Origin of the sequence: Aquimarina celericrescens (assembly GCF_042682765.1) — a bacterium.
Classification (GTDB): domain Bacteria; phylum Bacteroidota; class Bacteroidia; order Flavobacteriales; family Flavobacteriaceae; genus Aquimarina; species Aquimarina celericrescens.
Map to the genome: position 1 here is coordinate 1 of NZ_JBHUHY010000003.1, position 16,159 is coordinate 16,159.

General features: G+C 35.9%; 11 protein-coding genes and 2 pseudogenes. 8 read left to right on the forward strand and 5 right to left on the reverse strand.

The features are described from left to right. Positions 1-324: pseudogene (locus ACFSJT_RS03850) on the forward strand (REP-associated tyrosine transposase); the annotation flags it as partial. A 39-nt stretch (positions 325-363) separates the two neighbouring features. Continuing rightward, positions 364-516, forward strand: a pseudogene (locus ACFSJT_RS03855) (helix-turn-helix domain-containing protein); the annotation flags it as partial. Positions 517-1,300: 784 nt separating this feature from the next. Here the strand turns inward: ACFSJT_RS03855 and ACFSJT_RS03860 are convergent. Both ACFSJT_RS03860 and ACFSJT_RS03865 read right to left on the reverse strand, forming a co-directional pair. Beyond that, positions 1,301-2,665 (reverse strand): RagB/SusD family nutrient uptake outer membrane protein, encoded by a 1,365-nt coding sequence (locus ACFSJT_RS03860; protein ID WP_378318902.1) that lies wholly within the window; start codon positions 2,663-2,665, stop codon positions 1,301-1,303. A gap of 10 nt (positions 2,666-2,675) precedes the next feature. After that, positions 2,676-5,666, reverse strand: a complete 2,991-nt coding sequence (locus tag ACFSJT_RS03865; RefSeq protein WP_378318903.1) for a SusC/RagA family TonB-linked outer membrane protein — start codon at positions 5,664-5,666, stop codon at positions 2,676-2,678. A gap of 267 nt (positions 5,667-5,933) precedes the next feature. Here ACFSJT_RS03865 and aspS point away from each other — a divergent pair, with 267 nt between their 5' ends. From aspS to ACFSJT_RS03885, 4 genes are all read left to right on the forward strand, one after another. After that, positions 5,934-7,682, forward strand: coding sequence for an aspartate--tRNA ligase (gene aspS, locus ACFSJT_RS03870; protein ID WP_378318904.1), 1,749 nt, complete (start codon positions 5,934-5,936; stop codon positions 7,680-7,682). A 66-nt stretch (positions 7,683-7,748) separates the two neighbouring features. Beyond that, positions 7,749-9,533, forward strand: a complete 1,785-nt coding sequence (locus ACFSJT_RS03875; protein WP_378318905.1) for a chloride channel protein — start codon at positions 7,749-7,751, stop codon at positions 9,531-9,533. 17 nt (positions 9,534-9,550) lie between these two features. Then, entirely contained in the window at positions 9,551-9,808 is a 258-nt protein-coding gene (locus tag ACFSJT_RS03880; protein WP_378318906.1) for a hypothetical protein, read from the forward strand. Positions 9,809-9,895: 87 nt separating this feature from the next. Continuing rightward, a complete protein-coding gene (locus ACFSJT_RS03885; protein WP_378318907.1) occupies positions 9,896-10,093 on the forward strand; it encodes a cold-shock protein in 198 nt (65 codons plus the stop codon). A gap of 97 nt (positions 10,094-10,190) precedes the next feature. Here the strand turns inward: ACFSJT_RS03885 and ACFSJT_RS03890 are convergent, their stop codons facing one another. Genes ACFSJT_RS03890 through ACFSJT_RS03900 form a run of 3 tightly spaced genes read right to left on the reverse strand, consistent with a single transcriptional unit; the run spans position 10,191 to position 13,246 of the window. Further along, positions 10,191-10,862, reverse strand: a complete 672-nt coding sequence (locus ACFSJT_RS03890) for a 3'-5' exonuclease (protein WP_378318908.1) — start codon at positions 10,860-10,862, stop codon at positions 10,191-10,193. Then, positions 10,863-12,782, reverse strand: coding sequence for a DUF294 nucleotidyltransferase-like domain-containing protein (locus ACFSJT_RS03895; RefSeq protein ID WP_378318909.1), 1,920 nt, complete (start codon positions 12,780-12,782; stop codon positions 10,863-10,865). A gap of 14 nt (positions 12,783-12,796) precedes the next feature. After that, positions 12,797-13,246: a nucleoside deaminase gene (locus ACFSJT_RS03900; protein ID WP_378318910.1), complete on the reverse strand. Its 450-nt coding sequence runs from the start codon at positions 13,244-13,246 to the stop codon at positions 12,797-12,799. A gap of 79 nt (positions 13,247-13,325) precedes the next feature. Here ACFSJT_RS03900 and ACFSJT_RS03905 point away from each other — a divergent pair, with 79 nt between their 5' ends. Both ACFSJT_RS03905 and ACFSJT_RS03910 read left to right on the forward strand, forming a co-directional pair. Continuing rightward, a complete protein-coding gene (locus ACFSJT_RS03905; protein WP_378318911.1) occupies positions 13,326-14,288 on the forward strand; it encodes an energy transducer TonB in 963 nt (320 codons plus the stop codon). A gap of 39 nt (positions 14,289-14,327) precedes the next feature. Then, positions 14,328-16,094, forward strand: a complete 1,767-nt coding sequence (locus ACFSJT_RS03910) for a 1-deoxy-D-xylulose-5-phosphate synthase (protein ID WP_378318912.1) — start codon at positions 14,328-14,330, stop codon at positions 16,092-16,094. Positions 16,095-16,159 lie beyond the last annotated feature (65 nt).

A 16,159-nucleotide genomic window follows, 5' to 3' on the forward strand; every position in this document is an offset into this window, starting at 1 on the left:
TCAGAACCAGAGAGTCGAAAGGAATGGATGCTTGATTTGTTTGCAAAAGCAGCAAAAACGCATAACCGTAATAAAGAGTTTCAATTCTGGCGATATGGTAATCATCCTGAAGAAGTTTATAGTAATAAATTTCTATGGTCAAAGCTAGATTATATTCATTTAAATCCTATACGAGCTGGTTGGGTAAATAAAGCTTCTCACTACATATATTCAAGCGCATCAAATTATGTAGAAGGGAATGGTATTTTAGAAATTACGCTTGCCGATAATCCAGTTATTGATGTCCAAAGCGATAATAAATTTTGGAATAGTTTATCTTGGTAGGCTACGAAGTTACAAACTTCGCAGAGCAGGGCAAAAAAACTACTTTGCGCACCCAATGCTGCCAAATATAAAGTCGAAGCTATTGGGTATGAAGTGGGTTTTGCACATGTAAGTACCTTTTATAGCACTTTCAAGAAATATACCGGGGTATCACCTGCCAAGTTTCGAGAGGATTACAAGTGTCCGAAATAGCATCCAAACTTAATGACATAGGCCACTAGAGCCATTTACAGTAAGTCTACGGCGTCACGATAGTACTATAATATTATAATATCTCCTGTTAAAATAAAGGCAGAAATCTATTCATACTCAAAAACCGTAGATTCCGCCTCAAGTGCGGAATGAAATATGAGTTGAAAAAGTGTACAGAAACTCAATGGATAAAAACTCCCAGGTAAGCATCACTATAGATACCTTACCCCAGCGAAAAAATTTTGAAGAGATGAAAAGTGCACGTTAAGAGTTTGATATCGTTTTTAAGGATCGTATCGAAGAACAACAAGAGCAATCAGACTTAAATGTTAACTAGCTTCGAAAGCAAACTATGGTATCATTAAGAGAATTACTGGACTGGATCTTTATTCATGCAAAAACCAAAAGGGTAGCTCAATTTGAAACCTATATTGGAAATTTAAACGCCTTAACAGAAAGGTACAACCTATTGATAGATAGGTGATTAAGCGACAGAAAAGAGATTGATCTATAGCTAAATGATGATTTTGATAATTCTTTACATTGAATTATACCAGTTCTTATATGAAGTTACTGATATACGAATTGAACTATTTTGATTTTAGGTAAGGCAAAAAATTTATGGATAGCCATAGCTATCGATCAATTTTATAACGAAGCATCAAGTCAAAAGAGACAATTTTATACGGTAATTTCATGTGAGAAATGGTATTATTAACCCCCTAGAAACAAAAAACGCCACGAATCGTGGCGTTTTTTAAATCATTTAATAAGTTTGATCAAATTAATCTGCATTTTCTGATAATGGAATTGGTAATACTTCAAAAAGCCGATCTCCTTCACGATCGATAGGTAATACGGTTTCGTTAATTCTATTATACCTTCTTAGATCGAATAACCTATGATTCTCGCTCCATAAAGAATATCTTCTTTGTGTTAACATTTCATCTGTTAATGCCTCGGTAGTAATTGCTCCCAAGTATACTGGCAGGTTTGCAGAGGTACGTATTACATCCAGTGCTACAACTGCTTCTGGCAGATTGTTGGTCAAAATATTCGCTTCTGCATACACCAAAACCAATTCTTCGTTTCTAAGTATATCTATAGATGATAAATTTGATGCATATAATCTCGTTTCATGAGTACCATTTAATCCATCCTGAACACTTGGGCTTGGGCGTAAAGCTGCTTTTTCTGCTACCCTCAAATCATTAGGCTCTGCATCATTGATCCAGCTATTATGTACAATTATTTGGTCACCATTGTTGGGACTTTCAGCAGATTCTGATGGCGAACGAAATACTGGGTTTGCTCGATCCCCTGCTCCAAGGCTGAAAAGAAATCTCGGCCCCACGGCTAGGGATCCATTTAAATCAAAATACGAATTTTGTAGCGCTGTTAGAGCAGCATCACCGTCACCATCATACAAAGCTGCCACTGCTGCAACGGCCCTGTTAAACTCTATAAAGTCACTAACACTAAGTCCTGTATCAGTATCAGAAACAAGATCACTAAATCCTGCTATTGGAAATAAAAAGGTATCGCCGGCATTATTTAAATCGGTAAGCGCTTCGTTTAACAATGTTCTTACTTCAGCAATTGCAGCATCAAAATCTAAGATGGCTCCCAGATTTTCTTCATCAGCAACATCTATCCTTGCCTGTCCATATGATTTTAATATCTGAATAAATTCATAAGCCTGAAAAGTCTTGGCAAAACCTCTATATCCATTCTTTTCTGTTTCAGTTATAGCATTCGTATTATCTAATGCATTTAATAATATGTTTGCATTCTTTATAGACCGGTAGTTACCATTCCATTGCGCTGTGCTATAAAATGAATTGTTGTTAAGAGCACTACCATCTTTTCCTAGAAGGTCGCCTGTATTTCTGGGATCGGCATCAAACAAATACAATTCGCGTGCAATGGTTCCGCTTGCTGTGGTTTCAATACCAATTCCGTTTCTGGCAGAAGACTGTACCCCTACCACTAATTCATTTAAAACACCTAAAATAGCATTTTGTTCTGTCTCCGCTAAACTGAGACCATTAGGATCTTGAATTTCATCTAACTCACAAGAGACAAATGCCAATCCCATAAAAGCCAATAAATAAAGTGCTTTCTTTCTTGATTTTATTATTTTTTGCATGATCGTCTTTTTAAAAATTAACGTTTAAATGAAAGTAAAACTGTCGAGAGCTTGGAAACGGCGTTACCTCAATACCACTTGATAATCCTGCACCTCCATTTACAGAAACTTCTGGGTCATAACTACTGTAATCGGTAATGGTAAAAATGTTTCTTCCGGACACACCAATTTTAATACCTTCTATTGTTTCCCCTAAGAAACTAGATAACATATCGGAAGGAAATCTATAGTAAATTGCGGCTTCTCTTAACCTAACATATCCAGCAGGTTCTACGAAGCGCGCTCCATTCGCTGTCGAATTCAATCTTGCTTGTCCAGCTTCAGTTTCTAAATCATCGGAGGTTTGACCCAGGTCAGTTAAAAACCGGGTCAAATTTAAATTCTCCCCTCCTTCTTTCCATTGTAATAAAAAGGATATATCCAACTGCTTAAATAAGGTAATTTGATTGTTAAAAGCCATTTGAAAATCAGGCTCAACGTCACCTATCTGAACTTCTTCTCCGTCTATTTCGGTTACTAATTGTGTAACCGGCTGACCTTCTTGGATAAAGAATGTACCCAAACCAGTTCCAAAACCTGCTCCCGGTTGTGCAAAGGCCGGAACATCCAATCTTGTAATTTCAGATCGGTTCAAATAGAACTGAGTTCCGAAATTCCAATAAAAATTATCAGTTTCAATAATGTTTGCATTTATAGCTAATTCAACCCCTTGGTTAGTCATATCAGCTAAATTCGTAGTTTCTGTAGTGAACCCAGAAGACCCAGGAAGTTGACGTGTTAATATTAAATCTTTTACCTGCCTATTATAATAGGTTGCTTCTAAAGAAACTTTGCTGTCTAAAAAGCTCATATCAAAACCTGTTTCAAATTCTGCAGAGGTCTCAGGCTCTATATCAGGGTCACCTTTCAAACCTTGTAAAGAGATACCACTATTACCTCCAACATTAGAACTAATAAAACTGGTGAATGTATCACCAAAACCGGCCGGATTACCTGCTTCACCATAAGCCGCTCTTAATTTTAACTGATTAATAGCTTCTATATTCCAGAAATCGAAATTCGCCACATTTACAGCTAATGAAGCCTTTGGGAAACCATACAATTCATTAGGATCTCCGTTTCTGGTAGATTTATCCAAACGATATCCTACCGTACCGATTAATTGGTCCTTATAATTAGCTTCCACTTGTCCGAAATAACCAAAATCACGTTCTTTTGCTAAAAACTGATCAATGGTTTGATTTAAACTCTGGTCGACATTCGTTTGTCCAGGCGTTAGTTCGGTTCCTTGACTGTTTACAAAATTACGTTCGATATCAATATAGGTGATACCAGCCTGTGTCGTTAAATTAAAATTGTTGTCTTTAGTATTATAATCCCATACCGCTATGGCTTGATTATTAAATTGTATGATATTATTCTTCCCCTGTGCGATAAATCCTGCTAATCCACCAGGAGCTGCCTGCGCTTGTTGGGTTTCAGGAATGTATACATTCGTTTCATTAGCCACATAATCGATACCTCCGCTTATTTGAAATCTAACTCTATTTTGATCATTAGTAAACAATTTTGTATTTACAGTGTATCCTTGTAAAAAGCGATTTGTTGCATCTTCATTTCTTGTCTGATCTCTTGTAAAAATCGGATTCCCAGGATAATTAGGATTTACAGGATAGTTGCCTGCAGCATCTGGGAACAAATTAACCCAAGGTCTGGTAAACGCCAACGTATATCCATAACTTAAACCACCTTCGTTTTCATTACCTGTAAAACTTCTGCTATTATTACTTTTTACGTAATTTGAACTTATCGAGAAATCGAATATGTCTGATATTTTATGATCGATATTCGCTCTAATCGAGAGTCTGTCAAAGCCGGTATTCCTTATAATTCCTTCTTCATCTCGAAAAGAAACTCCGGTATAAAATTTTGTCTTTTCGTCACCGCCAGAAGCATTTAATCTTGTCTCTGTAATAAAACCTGTCTCTCCATAAATCTCATCTTCATAATCGATAAGTCCACCATTTCGTATAGCATTATTAAAAGCTGCGACTTCAGCTTCTGCAGCCGCTCGAGATCTGGCTTCTGCAGCCGGATCGCTAGCATTTGGAGTAAAAAATGCATCAAAGACGCTTTGAGCAGTCCATGGCCGTAATCCTAATGGATTAGCGATTTTGGTGATACCAACGTCCTGGCTAAAATTAATATTTGTCTTACCGCCTTTACCTCTTTTGGTAGTAATAATTATAACCCCTGCACTTGCACGCTGTCCATAAATAGCCGCAGCAGAAGCTCCTTTTAGCACTTCAATATTTGCAATATCATTTGGATCTAAATCTGCTAATCTATTTGCAGAATTCTCTTCATTACCTGCATTTGCACCCGAGGCATTTCTCAAGCCTGTGGGTATCTCATCGTTGTTATAGTACACCCCATCTACGATAAAAAGTGGTTGGTTTTCTCCATTAATAGAAGATACCCCACGCAAGCGCAGTGCAAACCCACCCCCTGGTGCACCAGAAGACGAAACGATATTTACACCCGGCACTTTTCCATATAAAGCTCCATCTACCGTAGGTTGTCCTGTGTTTCCTACCAATTCCTCAGCAGAAACTGTAGCGACAGCATTAGCCAAATTCGCTCTCTTAACAGAAGTAGCTAACCCTGTTACTACCACCTCTTCAAGTGCCTCTGTAGATTCTCCGATTTGAATAGTAATCTCTCCAGCTGTGGCAACGTCTACCATTTTGGTAGAGAACCCAAGAGCAAATACTCTTAATCTTGCCGGTAACGAACTTACGGTTATAGAAAAATTACCGTCAATATCACTAGCAGTACCATTATCAGTGCCATTTTCTACGATATTAACAAATGGCGCTCCTTCTCCTGTATCTTCAATAACCACTTTTCCCGTAATGGTCTCTTGGGCCAGCAGGAAAGCCGGAGCAAAAATTAGTAATAGCAAAATCTTCATTTTGCTAAAATGAGTTTGTTTTTTCATAATGATTTGTTTAAATGTTTCGTTAAATCTATTAAAAGAAATTGAAAAAACAATGTTAAACTAACGATTGTTCGCAATAAAAGATTTAGTTAGTTATCTATTTTAAGGTAAAACCGTAAAAAAAGGAAAAAGTATTAATTTTATTAACACGCGTGATACATCGTTGATTATCTAGTACTTCTCAATAAACTTTCTGAAAACTATCAATACCCAATCCATCTCTAATCGATAAATCTTCTTATTTTTGCAGCCTTAATTAAAGCTACTATGTACAGAAGTCATTCTTGTGGCGAATTGCGCGCCTCAAACATTAATACAGAAGTTACTTTGGCCGGTTGGGTTCAAAAAACACGTGACAAAGGATTTATGATTTGGGTAGACCTTAGAGATCGCTATGGTATTACACAATTGATATTTGATGAAGAAAGAACTCCTGCTACTGTTGTTGAAAAAGCAAAAACACTGGGAAGGGAATTTGTAATCCAGGTAAAGGGCGAGGTGATCGAGCGAGAATCTAAAAACCTCAATATACCCACCGGGGAAATTGAAATTCTTGTAAATGAACTTATAATTCTTAATGAAGCTATTGTTCCTCCTTTTACTATTGAGGATGAAACCGATGGTGGTGAAGACATTAGAATGAAATATCGATACCTTGATATTCGTCGTAATCCTGTAAAAAATAATCTGATGTTTCGCCATCAAGTGGCAATGCAGGTGAGACATTATCTTTCTAATGAAGGTTTTATAGAAGTAGAAACTCCCTATTTAATTAAGTCAACTCCTGAAGGGGCCAGGGATTTTGTGGTTCCTTCCAGAATGAACGAAGGTCAATTTTACGCACTCCCCCAATCTCCACAAACTTTTAAGCAATTACTAATGGTAGGTGGAATGGACAAATACTTTCAGATTGTAAAATGTTTCAGAGATGAAGACTTGCGTGCAGACAGGCAGCCCGAATTCACACAGATCGATTGCGAAATGGCTTTTGTAGAGCAAGAAGATATTCTTACAATCTTTGAAGGTCTTACACGTCATTTGCTTAAAGAGATTAAAAACGTGGAGATTGATGAATTCCCCAGAATGACATATGCTGAAGCTATGAAAGCTTATGGCAATGACAAACCCGACATTCGTTTTGGGATGAAGTTTGGAGAGCTTAATGAAGCAGCTCAACATAAAGATTTTAAAGTCTTTAATGATGCCGAACTGGTAGTAGGTATTGCTGTTCCGGGTGGCGCATCATATACTAGAAAAGAAATCGATAAGCTTATTGATTGGGTAAAACGCCCACAGGTTGGCGCGTTGGGAATGGTATACGTTAAATGTAATGAAGACGGAAGCTATAAATCTTCTGTAGATAAATTCTACGACCAGGATGACTTAGCCAAATGGGCCAAAGTTACCGGAGCTAAAGCAGGAGATTTAATTTGTATCCTTTCTGGTCAAACAAACAAAGTGAGAGCGCAATTAAGTGCTTTACGAATGGAGCTTGCCGATCGATTAGGTTTAAGAAATCCAGAAGAATTTGCACCGCTATGGGTAGTAGATTTTCCATTGTTAGAATGGGATGAAGAAACAGAACGTTATCACGCAATGCATCATCCATTCACTTCTCCAAAACCAGAAGATATTGCGTTACTAGACTCAAGACCTGGCGACGTAAGAGCCAATGCATATGATCTTGTTTTAAATGGAAATGAAATTGGAGGTGGCTCTATTCGTATTCATGATGCAGCAACACAGGCACTTATGTTTGATCATCTTGGCTTTACGCCCGAAGAAGCCAAAGCCCAATTTGGGTTTCTGATGGATGCGTTTCAATATGGAGCACCACCACACGGTGGGATCGCCTTTGGATTTGATAGGCTTGTCGCCATACTAGGTGGCCAGGAAACCATTAGAGATTTTATTGCCTTTCCAAAAAATAATAGCGGCCGTGATGTTATGATAGATGCTCCCGCAGCCATTGATAGTGAACAGCTTAAAGAGCTGAACATCAAACTTGATTTGTAAAACTTATTAATCCCGCTTTATCGCGGGATTTTTTATACCTTTAATCTAATTAAGATGTGATCAAGAATGTCGAGCCCCTCAAAAAAATCATTATTATACAAAATTTTGAAATGGCGGTATCGCAATATCTCCAATAAGAATTTTATTCTATTGCTGAGTATTCTTGTTGGATTTGCGGCTGGTCTCATATCATTATTACTAAAAAACCTTACTCACCTTATTCAGGTAGTTCTCGAAAGTGATATTATCTCCTGGCAAACTTCATTCTATTTTATAATCCCTGTCATAGGTTTATTGATCGTCTATATAATTACAGAATTTATCTTTAAAAAAAACGTTCGATCGGCAATACCATTAATTTTACATTCACTTTCTAAAAAAGATGGGATAATAAAATCTATACATGGTTATTTACCTCTTATCTTAGCCCCAATTACAGTAGGTTTCGGGGGTTCTGTAGGTCTACTAGGACCAGCAATTGGATCGGGTTCTACGCTTAGTTCTGATATTTGTACTCTAGTAAAAATAAGTGGTAAAACTCGTTTTTTACTTATAGGTTGTGCAGCGGCGGGAGCTATCTCTGCAGTCTTTAAATCCCCTTTGGCAGGATTGGTTTTTGCTGTTGAAGTGTTTAGCCTGGATCTTACGCTTGCCTCATTGTTACCTTTGCTTTTCGCATCGGTATCTGCCATCATTACTTCCTATTTTTTTCTAGGAGATGAAGTCTTATTTAGATTTGAGGTTATTGAAAAATTTGATATTTATGACACTCCTTTTTACATTATTTTAGGCATAGGAACTGCGTTTGCTTCTATATATTTTACCAAGATGTATTTTGGAATTCTGCATTTTTTTGATCGCTTTTCTAAAAAGATTCATCGATTATTAATTGGTGGCCTTGCTATTGGTATTATGTTATATTTTATTCCACCACTTTATGGTGAAGGACTTGGTTTTATCAATGATTTATTACACGGCGATCATTTTAAAGCTATTGGCAAAACACCTTTTGATAGTATTACCGAAAATATATGGATCGTAATTGCATTATTAACCGGGATCACAGTCTTTAAGGCTGTAGCCATGACAGCAACCTTTGCAGCTGGTGGATCTGGTGGAGTTTTTATCCCTACAATGGTCATGGGAAGCTCCCTTGGTAACGTTGTATCAAAGGTTATTAATAATTTAGGTTTAGGATTTGAGGTATCTGAGGCTAATTTTACGCTCCTTGGTATGGCTGGACTTATTGCCGGTGTATTGCATGCACCACTTACTTCAATATTTCTAATTGCCGAAATCACCTCGAGTTATGAATTATTTGTTCCATTAATGATTACCACATCAATATCATTTTTTATCTCAAAAAATAAAATGGAGCACAATATTTACACTACAGAACTTGCAGAACAGGGACACTTGCTAACTCACGATAAAGATCAAACGGTGCTAACCCTGATGAATTTAGAAGAATGTATTGAAACCAATTTTATCGCGGTAAAGCCAAATTATACTTTAAAACAATTACTTAGTGAAGCTGTAGCAAAATCTAATCGAAATTTGTTTCCGGTTACAGACGATTTTGATCATCTAATTGGTATGGTGACCTTAGATGATATAAGAGATATTATGTTTGACATAACCATGTATCACAAAATAAAAGTAGAGACGTTAATGTCTCAAACTTCTACTATTATTATTTATGAACAGGATAATGTAAAAACAGTAATGCAAAAATTTCAAGATACAGGAGCATGGAACTTGCCCGTAATTAAGGATGGTAAATACTTTGGTTTCATTTCAAAATCAAAATTACTTACCTCCTACCGTAGAAAGTTGATTAATTTTACATGATATAATACATTTACAAAATGAAGTACATCATTCGTATCCTTTTTATTACAATAATCACTCTGGTATGTGTAGGTTATTATTTTAAGAATTCTGGAGATCATGCCTTTGGAGACAAATTAGTTGGTATAGGAATCTTGGTGGCTTCATTTATACTAATGCCTATTTTTATCTATCACCGATGGAAAAATAAAAAAGTAAAAGACTATATGCTTACTGAAGAAAATCTTAGAAAAATGAGGGATTATGGTAAAAAAAATGAGTCAAAACCCCAATGAATTTTCGAAATATTCACATTTTAATAACGCTTCCTAAAATTTTTAGAATTAACTTTAGATCTTAAATTATTATTTTATTTTATTACCATGGAAGGAACAGTTAAATTTTTTAATGAATCAAAAGGTTACGGATTTATTACCAACGACGAAACAGGAAAAGATATCTTTGTACACGCATCAGGGCTCAATGGTGAAGCTCTTAATGAAGGGGACAAGGTAGAATATGAGGAAGAAGAAGGAAGAAAAGGAGTTATTGCGGCTCAAGTTCGCGTAATTCATGATTAAGATAAAGTAAGTACTAGTTTCAAAAGCGCTACTTCCAGTAGCGCTTTTTTATTTTTTAAGGTGTATTTAATTAAAAGTATTAAGCACTCTCTAATAATTATTTTAATACAAAAAGCTCACGGATATCCTGAATCTTTTTATCTTTCTTAAGTTTTGAAGTGATTTTCAGAAAAGCCAATGCAGTTATGAAGGCATCCCCTGATGCGGTGTGTCTATCACTTTGAGAGATTTTAAGATTATTACACAGTTCATCAAGAGTATAACTTTTTCTTGTATCAGTACGATACAAGAAATGTTTCGAGTTTTTGAAAAGAATTGCTGTGTCTAGTATTCTATTTTTTAAATCGCCTAATCCTTGTCTTCGCAGTGCCTTGTTAATCATTGTTCTGTCAAAACTGGCATGATGCGCTATTAAAACAGCATCACCGATGTATTCTAAAAATAATTGCAAAGCCATTGTTTCAGAAATTTTATCTAATTCGCTATTTTTACGAATTCCGTGAATCTCTACCGTATCTTCATTAAACACTGTTTGTTGAAGATAAATTTCTAATTGATCAGATACGTCAATCCTGTTCTTCTTAATTGCCACAGCGCCAATAGACAAAATCCTATCTTCTTCATAGTTAAATCCAGTAGTTTCTGTATCAAAGGCTACAAAGCGAAATTCGTTTTGCGATCTTTTTGATTTCTGCGTATTGAAGTGTTCGAGATATTCTTTCCAGAAATCCGGATAATTTTTATTGTTATTTTTAGACCACAGTTGCATTTATAGTAATGACTTAAGCTGAAAACGTATTCTTAAAAGTTCTTGTATATCACGAATGGGCCTGAAACATCGTTTAAGCCTTAATTTATCTTTTTTACTAAGTGTACTTAATTTGATAAATCTTCCAGAATCACGATGAAGTAATCCCTGTCGGGTCTTAAATTTAATCAGTACTCGAAAAGCCTTGGCACAACTATCAAAAATGTCGGCATTTTTAGGTTCTAATTCAGCGAGTTTTTCAAAGCGTTTAAGAGTATTATTCAGTCCTTTAAGATTGTGATACAATGTCAAAATTCTGGCAGCATCGATCAACACTAACATTGCCCTTGTTTTTATATCAAAGGTATCCTTGTGTTCTCCGTTTTGTTCTACCAAAAATTGTTTGAAAAAACCCAGAGGAGAAGGTTTCTGTAAGGCACTTACTCCTAAAAGTCCCAAAAATCTATTGCTTTTATTTACTCCCTCAAAAACTACGTCAGACAATCTATCAACCAAACCAGAATCTCCATAAACATATTGAAAATCAAAAAATATAGAGGATAATAATGTGCTCTCTTCTGTTGGAGTGGTCATCCAGCTTCTAAACTGCGTTTCCCAATTCGATAATGACATACACCATCTGGAGTTACTTGCCATCATTTCTGCAGGACAATATGCAAATCCAATAGTATGCAGACCTTTAGTAATCTTATTGGCCAGTCCAAGAAAGTAGTTTTGTGTTGACTCATATTTTTCTTCGTCAACATCTCTAAAAACTATAGCATTATCCTGATCGGTGAGCAATAATTGTTCTCTTCTTCCCTGGCTACCTAATACCAAAAAACTAAAGGTAACCGGCGGTGAAGCATCCATTTCTTTTAACGATAACTCAATGATTCGTACTACTAATGCCTCATTAATTTCAGAAATCATATTAAGAAGATGCGCTGTTGGGATGTCTTGTTCAAGATAGGATGCAAGTAGCTTTTCTACTTGTTTCCTAATGTACTTGAGTCGCTGAACTTTCTTTACTCTTTTTATCTCTTTAATCAAAACCGAAGGATTTCTTCCGAAAGAAACTAAAAGATCATGTTCTGAAAGAATACCTACTAATTTCGAGTTGCGCGTACCGTCTTTGGTGATACAAAGATGACTGATGCCATGTTTAATTAATGCTATTTGTGCCTCTGCAGTAGTAAGTTTTTTAGAATAAGTAAATACCGGAGCGGTCATAATTTTGGTAACTACGACCTCAGGCGAAAACAACCCTGTAGCAACTTGTGCTCTTATATCGCTATCTGTAATAATACCTACAGGATGTTTATTTTGGTCAACAATTACCACGTAGTCGACTTTTTTCTTGGTCATCTTCTTGGCGACATCTTTTATCGAGTCCTCCAATGAACAGCTTACCGGCTTTTTGCTATAAGAAATACTGCGTAATTCTGAAAGGTCATTTGCTACTTCTATAGAAATTGTATTGTCAATTCGTTGTCCCTTTTCGGTCTCAGTATAATAATTGCGTGCATGTGCTGCAAAAGCTCCTAAAACAAACCTGTTGACCTCTTTATTTTCTTCAATGAACGGCTTGAAGACTTTGGCAGGAATAGCATAAACTATAGATTCTTCATCTGCTATGGCAGACATACGATAGTTCTTTCTTATAATAATGATACGAAGACCAAATAAATCTCCTACATCACAAATATCCACTAAATTTTGGTTGTTATCCAACTCTCGATACAGTCCGATTGCTCCTTCTCTAACAATATAAAACTCATTATGACAAGGCGTATCCTGCTCAAAAATATAATCGCCTTTCTCTACATACAGCACCGAAACTTCATTTGAAACAGTTAGTATTTCTTCTCTTTTAAGACTATCAAAAGGCGGAAATTGCTTTAAAAAATCCTGTATTCGTTCTGCGATTGTATTTTTCATATCCACAGACTACCTTAATTCAAGTTACGCTTCTCTATAAAAAATCGTTTTATAATCTCGCCGCATTGTTCTTCCATCACCCCTCCAATCATTTCAGTTTTAGGATGAAGTTTTGTTCCCATTGTGCTACAACCCCTTCTTTCATCAACAGCTCCAAAGACTATTCTTTTAATTTGACTCCAATACAATGCGCCTGCACACATTTGGCATGGCTCTAGAGTTACATACAATGTGCACTCATGAAGATATTTTCCTCCCAAAAAATTAGAAGCAGCGGTTATCGCCTGCATCTCTGCATGAGCAGTTACATCGTTAAGAAGCTCTGTTAAATTATGAGCTCTCGCTATAATTCTATTAGCAACGACAATGACCGCACCAATAGGAACTTCGTTTTTTTCATAAGCCAATTCTGCTTCTTGCAAGGCTTTTCTCATATAATGAGCATCATCTAGTGGGTCTAGCATACTATCAAAATAAGGTTATACACAAACTTAAGCAAATTGGCAAGAAACTTGATGATGAAGAAAAACTAACTTTTGATTTATGAAAAAATTCTACAAAATATCAATTCCGAAACCTTGCCACGAAGATTGGAATAAGATGACTCCTAAAGAAAAAGGTAGATTTTGTAATTCTTGTGCAAAAACCGTTATTGATTTTACGAAAATGTCTTCATCTCAGGTACAAGATTTTATTCATGCAAATCAAAATACCAAAATGTGTGGGCATTTTAAAAGAAGCCAACTTGATACTATACATCTTTCGATTCCTATCGAGGTCATCAAAACTAAACACTCGTTAAAAAAATCATTTTTATTGGCTTTGTTAATCGCAATGGGAACCACATTAATTAGTTGCACCAATTATGATGGGAAAAAACAAAAAATTAAAACTGTAGAAATAACCGAAAATTCGAAATCAGAGGAATGTCCCGTTTCATTAACAGAGACTAGTACTGAAAAATGCGAAAAAACCACGCCGATCTTTCTTCAAAAAATGAAAACCAGAACAACCATTGAAATTTCACATACTAAGGGAGAAATAATTCCCACTGAAAAAGAAATCGATATTTTAGAACCATCTGATGAAGAAATCGAAGGAGATTTTGAAATAATATTCGGCTTAGTTGAACCAGATATAATTAATGTTAATAGTCCTGTTCCGGCTCATCTTCTTGAAACATATCCGGCATTCGATAAAACTGCTAAAGAAGAAAGAACACAAGAAACTTTTTCTGAACAAATGAGAAAATTTGTTACTAAACACTATAATACAAATGCATGTGGAAATGTTGGTTTAAAAGGGACACAAAGAATATATACTCAGTTTGAAATCAATAAAGAAGGAATAATTAAAGACATCAAAATCAGAGCCCCTCATCCTAGTTTAGAGAAAGAGACAGAAAGGATGATTCAAAAAATACCTCAACTCATTCCTGGAACTTACAAAAATCAACCTGTAAGAACCAAATACTCACTTCCTATAATATTTAAACTAGAAGAATAATTTTTTAAAGTTGTAGTTTTGTCATTCAATTAATTTTGAATGTCAAACGAGCTACTACAACATATAAAATACCCATCAGATCTTAAAAAACTCTCTCGAGACCAGTTACCACAATTGGCTCAGGAACTACGGGATTTTGTGATTAATATCGTAGCCACTAAAGAAGGACATCTGGGAGCCAGCTTAGGAGTTGTCGAGCTCACCATTGCACTTCATTATATTTTTGACACGCCAAATGATCTTTTGGTATGGGATGTAGGGCATCAGGCTTACCCTCATAAAATCCTAACCGGTAGAAAAGATGTATTTCACACTAATCGACAACTGGATGGTATTAGTGGGTTCCCCAAGCGTAGTGAAAGTGAATATGATACCTTTGGAGTGGGGCATTCTTCCACCTCTATTTCGGCAACCTTGGGGATGGCTATTGCCTCAAAATTGAAAGGTAATACAAAAAAACAGCACATCGCTGTCATTGGAGATGCTTCTATTGCTAGCGGAATGGCTTTTGAAGGATTGAATCACGCCGGAGTTACCGACACCAACATACTGGTAATTCTTAATGACAATGCCATAGGAATTGATCCAAGTGTTGGTGCTCTTAAAGAATATCTTACCAAGGCCAAGGTAGGAGTGAAACCCAGAACCAATACTATCATTGAAGCCTTAAATTTTAATTATTTTGGACCCATCGATGGACACGATTTACCTTCGTTACTTAATATACTGGAAAAGCTAAAAACTATTAAAGGCCCAAAGCTTTTGCATATCATTACCACCAAAGGAAAAGGCTTGAAACAGGCTGAAGAAGACCAAATAAAATACCATGCTCCTGGTAAATTTGATGCGGCTACAGGAGATTTAATCCCAAAGAATAATGACAAGTTACCTCCTAAGTTTCAAGATGTTTTTGGTTATACCATTCTGGAACTGGCTAGAATAAACAAAAAGATTGTAGGCATTACACCCGCTATGCCAACAGGAAGTTCTTTAAAATATATGATGCAAGAAATGCCAGATCGTGCCTTTGATGTTGGTATTGCAGAACAACATGCGGTTACTCTTGCTGCCGGAATGGCAACTCAGGGATTAGTTCCTTTTTGTACTATTTATTCTACATTTTTACAAAGAGCCTATGATCAGATCATTCATGATGTTGCTTTACAAAATTTACCTGTGATCTTTTGTATCGATAGAGCGGGAATTGTGGGTGAAGACGGTGCTACACACCACGGAGTTTTTGATATTGCCTATCTCAATTGTATTCCAAATATGATTGTAGCAGCTCCAAAAGATGAAATTGAATTACGAAATCTTTTGTACGCTACTTCTTTGGGATTAGAAAATCCTATTGCTATACGATATCCCCGTGGAAGAGGGCACATCATAGATTGGCGAAAACCATTTCAAAATATAGAAATTGGTAAAGCCCAGGTGATAAAAGAAGGAACTGATATAGCAATCATTTCGACAGGAACCATTGCCTGTAATGTTACTATGGCATTAGAATTTATAGAAGAAAAAATTGGTCATTACCATTTCGGTTTTATAAAACCGTTAGATGTCAATTTATTGAATCGAATACTACAGCGTTACAAAACCATAATTACTATAGAAGATGGTGTTATAAAAGGTGGTTTTGGAAGCTCCATAGTAAATTTTGCAAACCAATATGGCTTTAACAACAAAATCATCACACTGGGTGTTCCCGATCAATTTATACATCACGGTACTGTGGAAGAATTGCATGATATCTGTGGAATTTCATCTAATAGTATTTTAAGAAAAATTCAAGAACTACAGTAATTTTATTTTTGGCATTATATTTTTAAATTGCAGGCTTCAAAAAAATTACATTATTTCATTTTTAA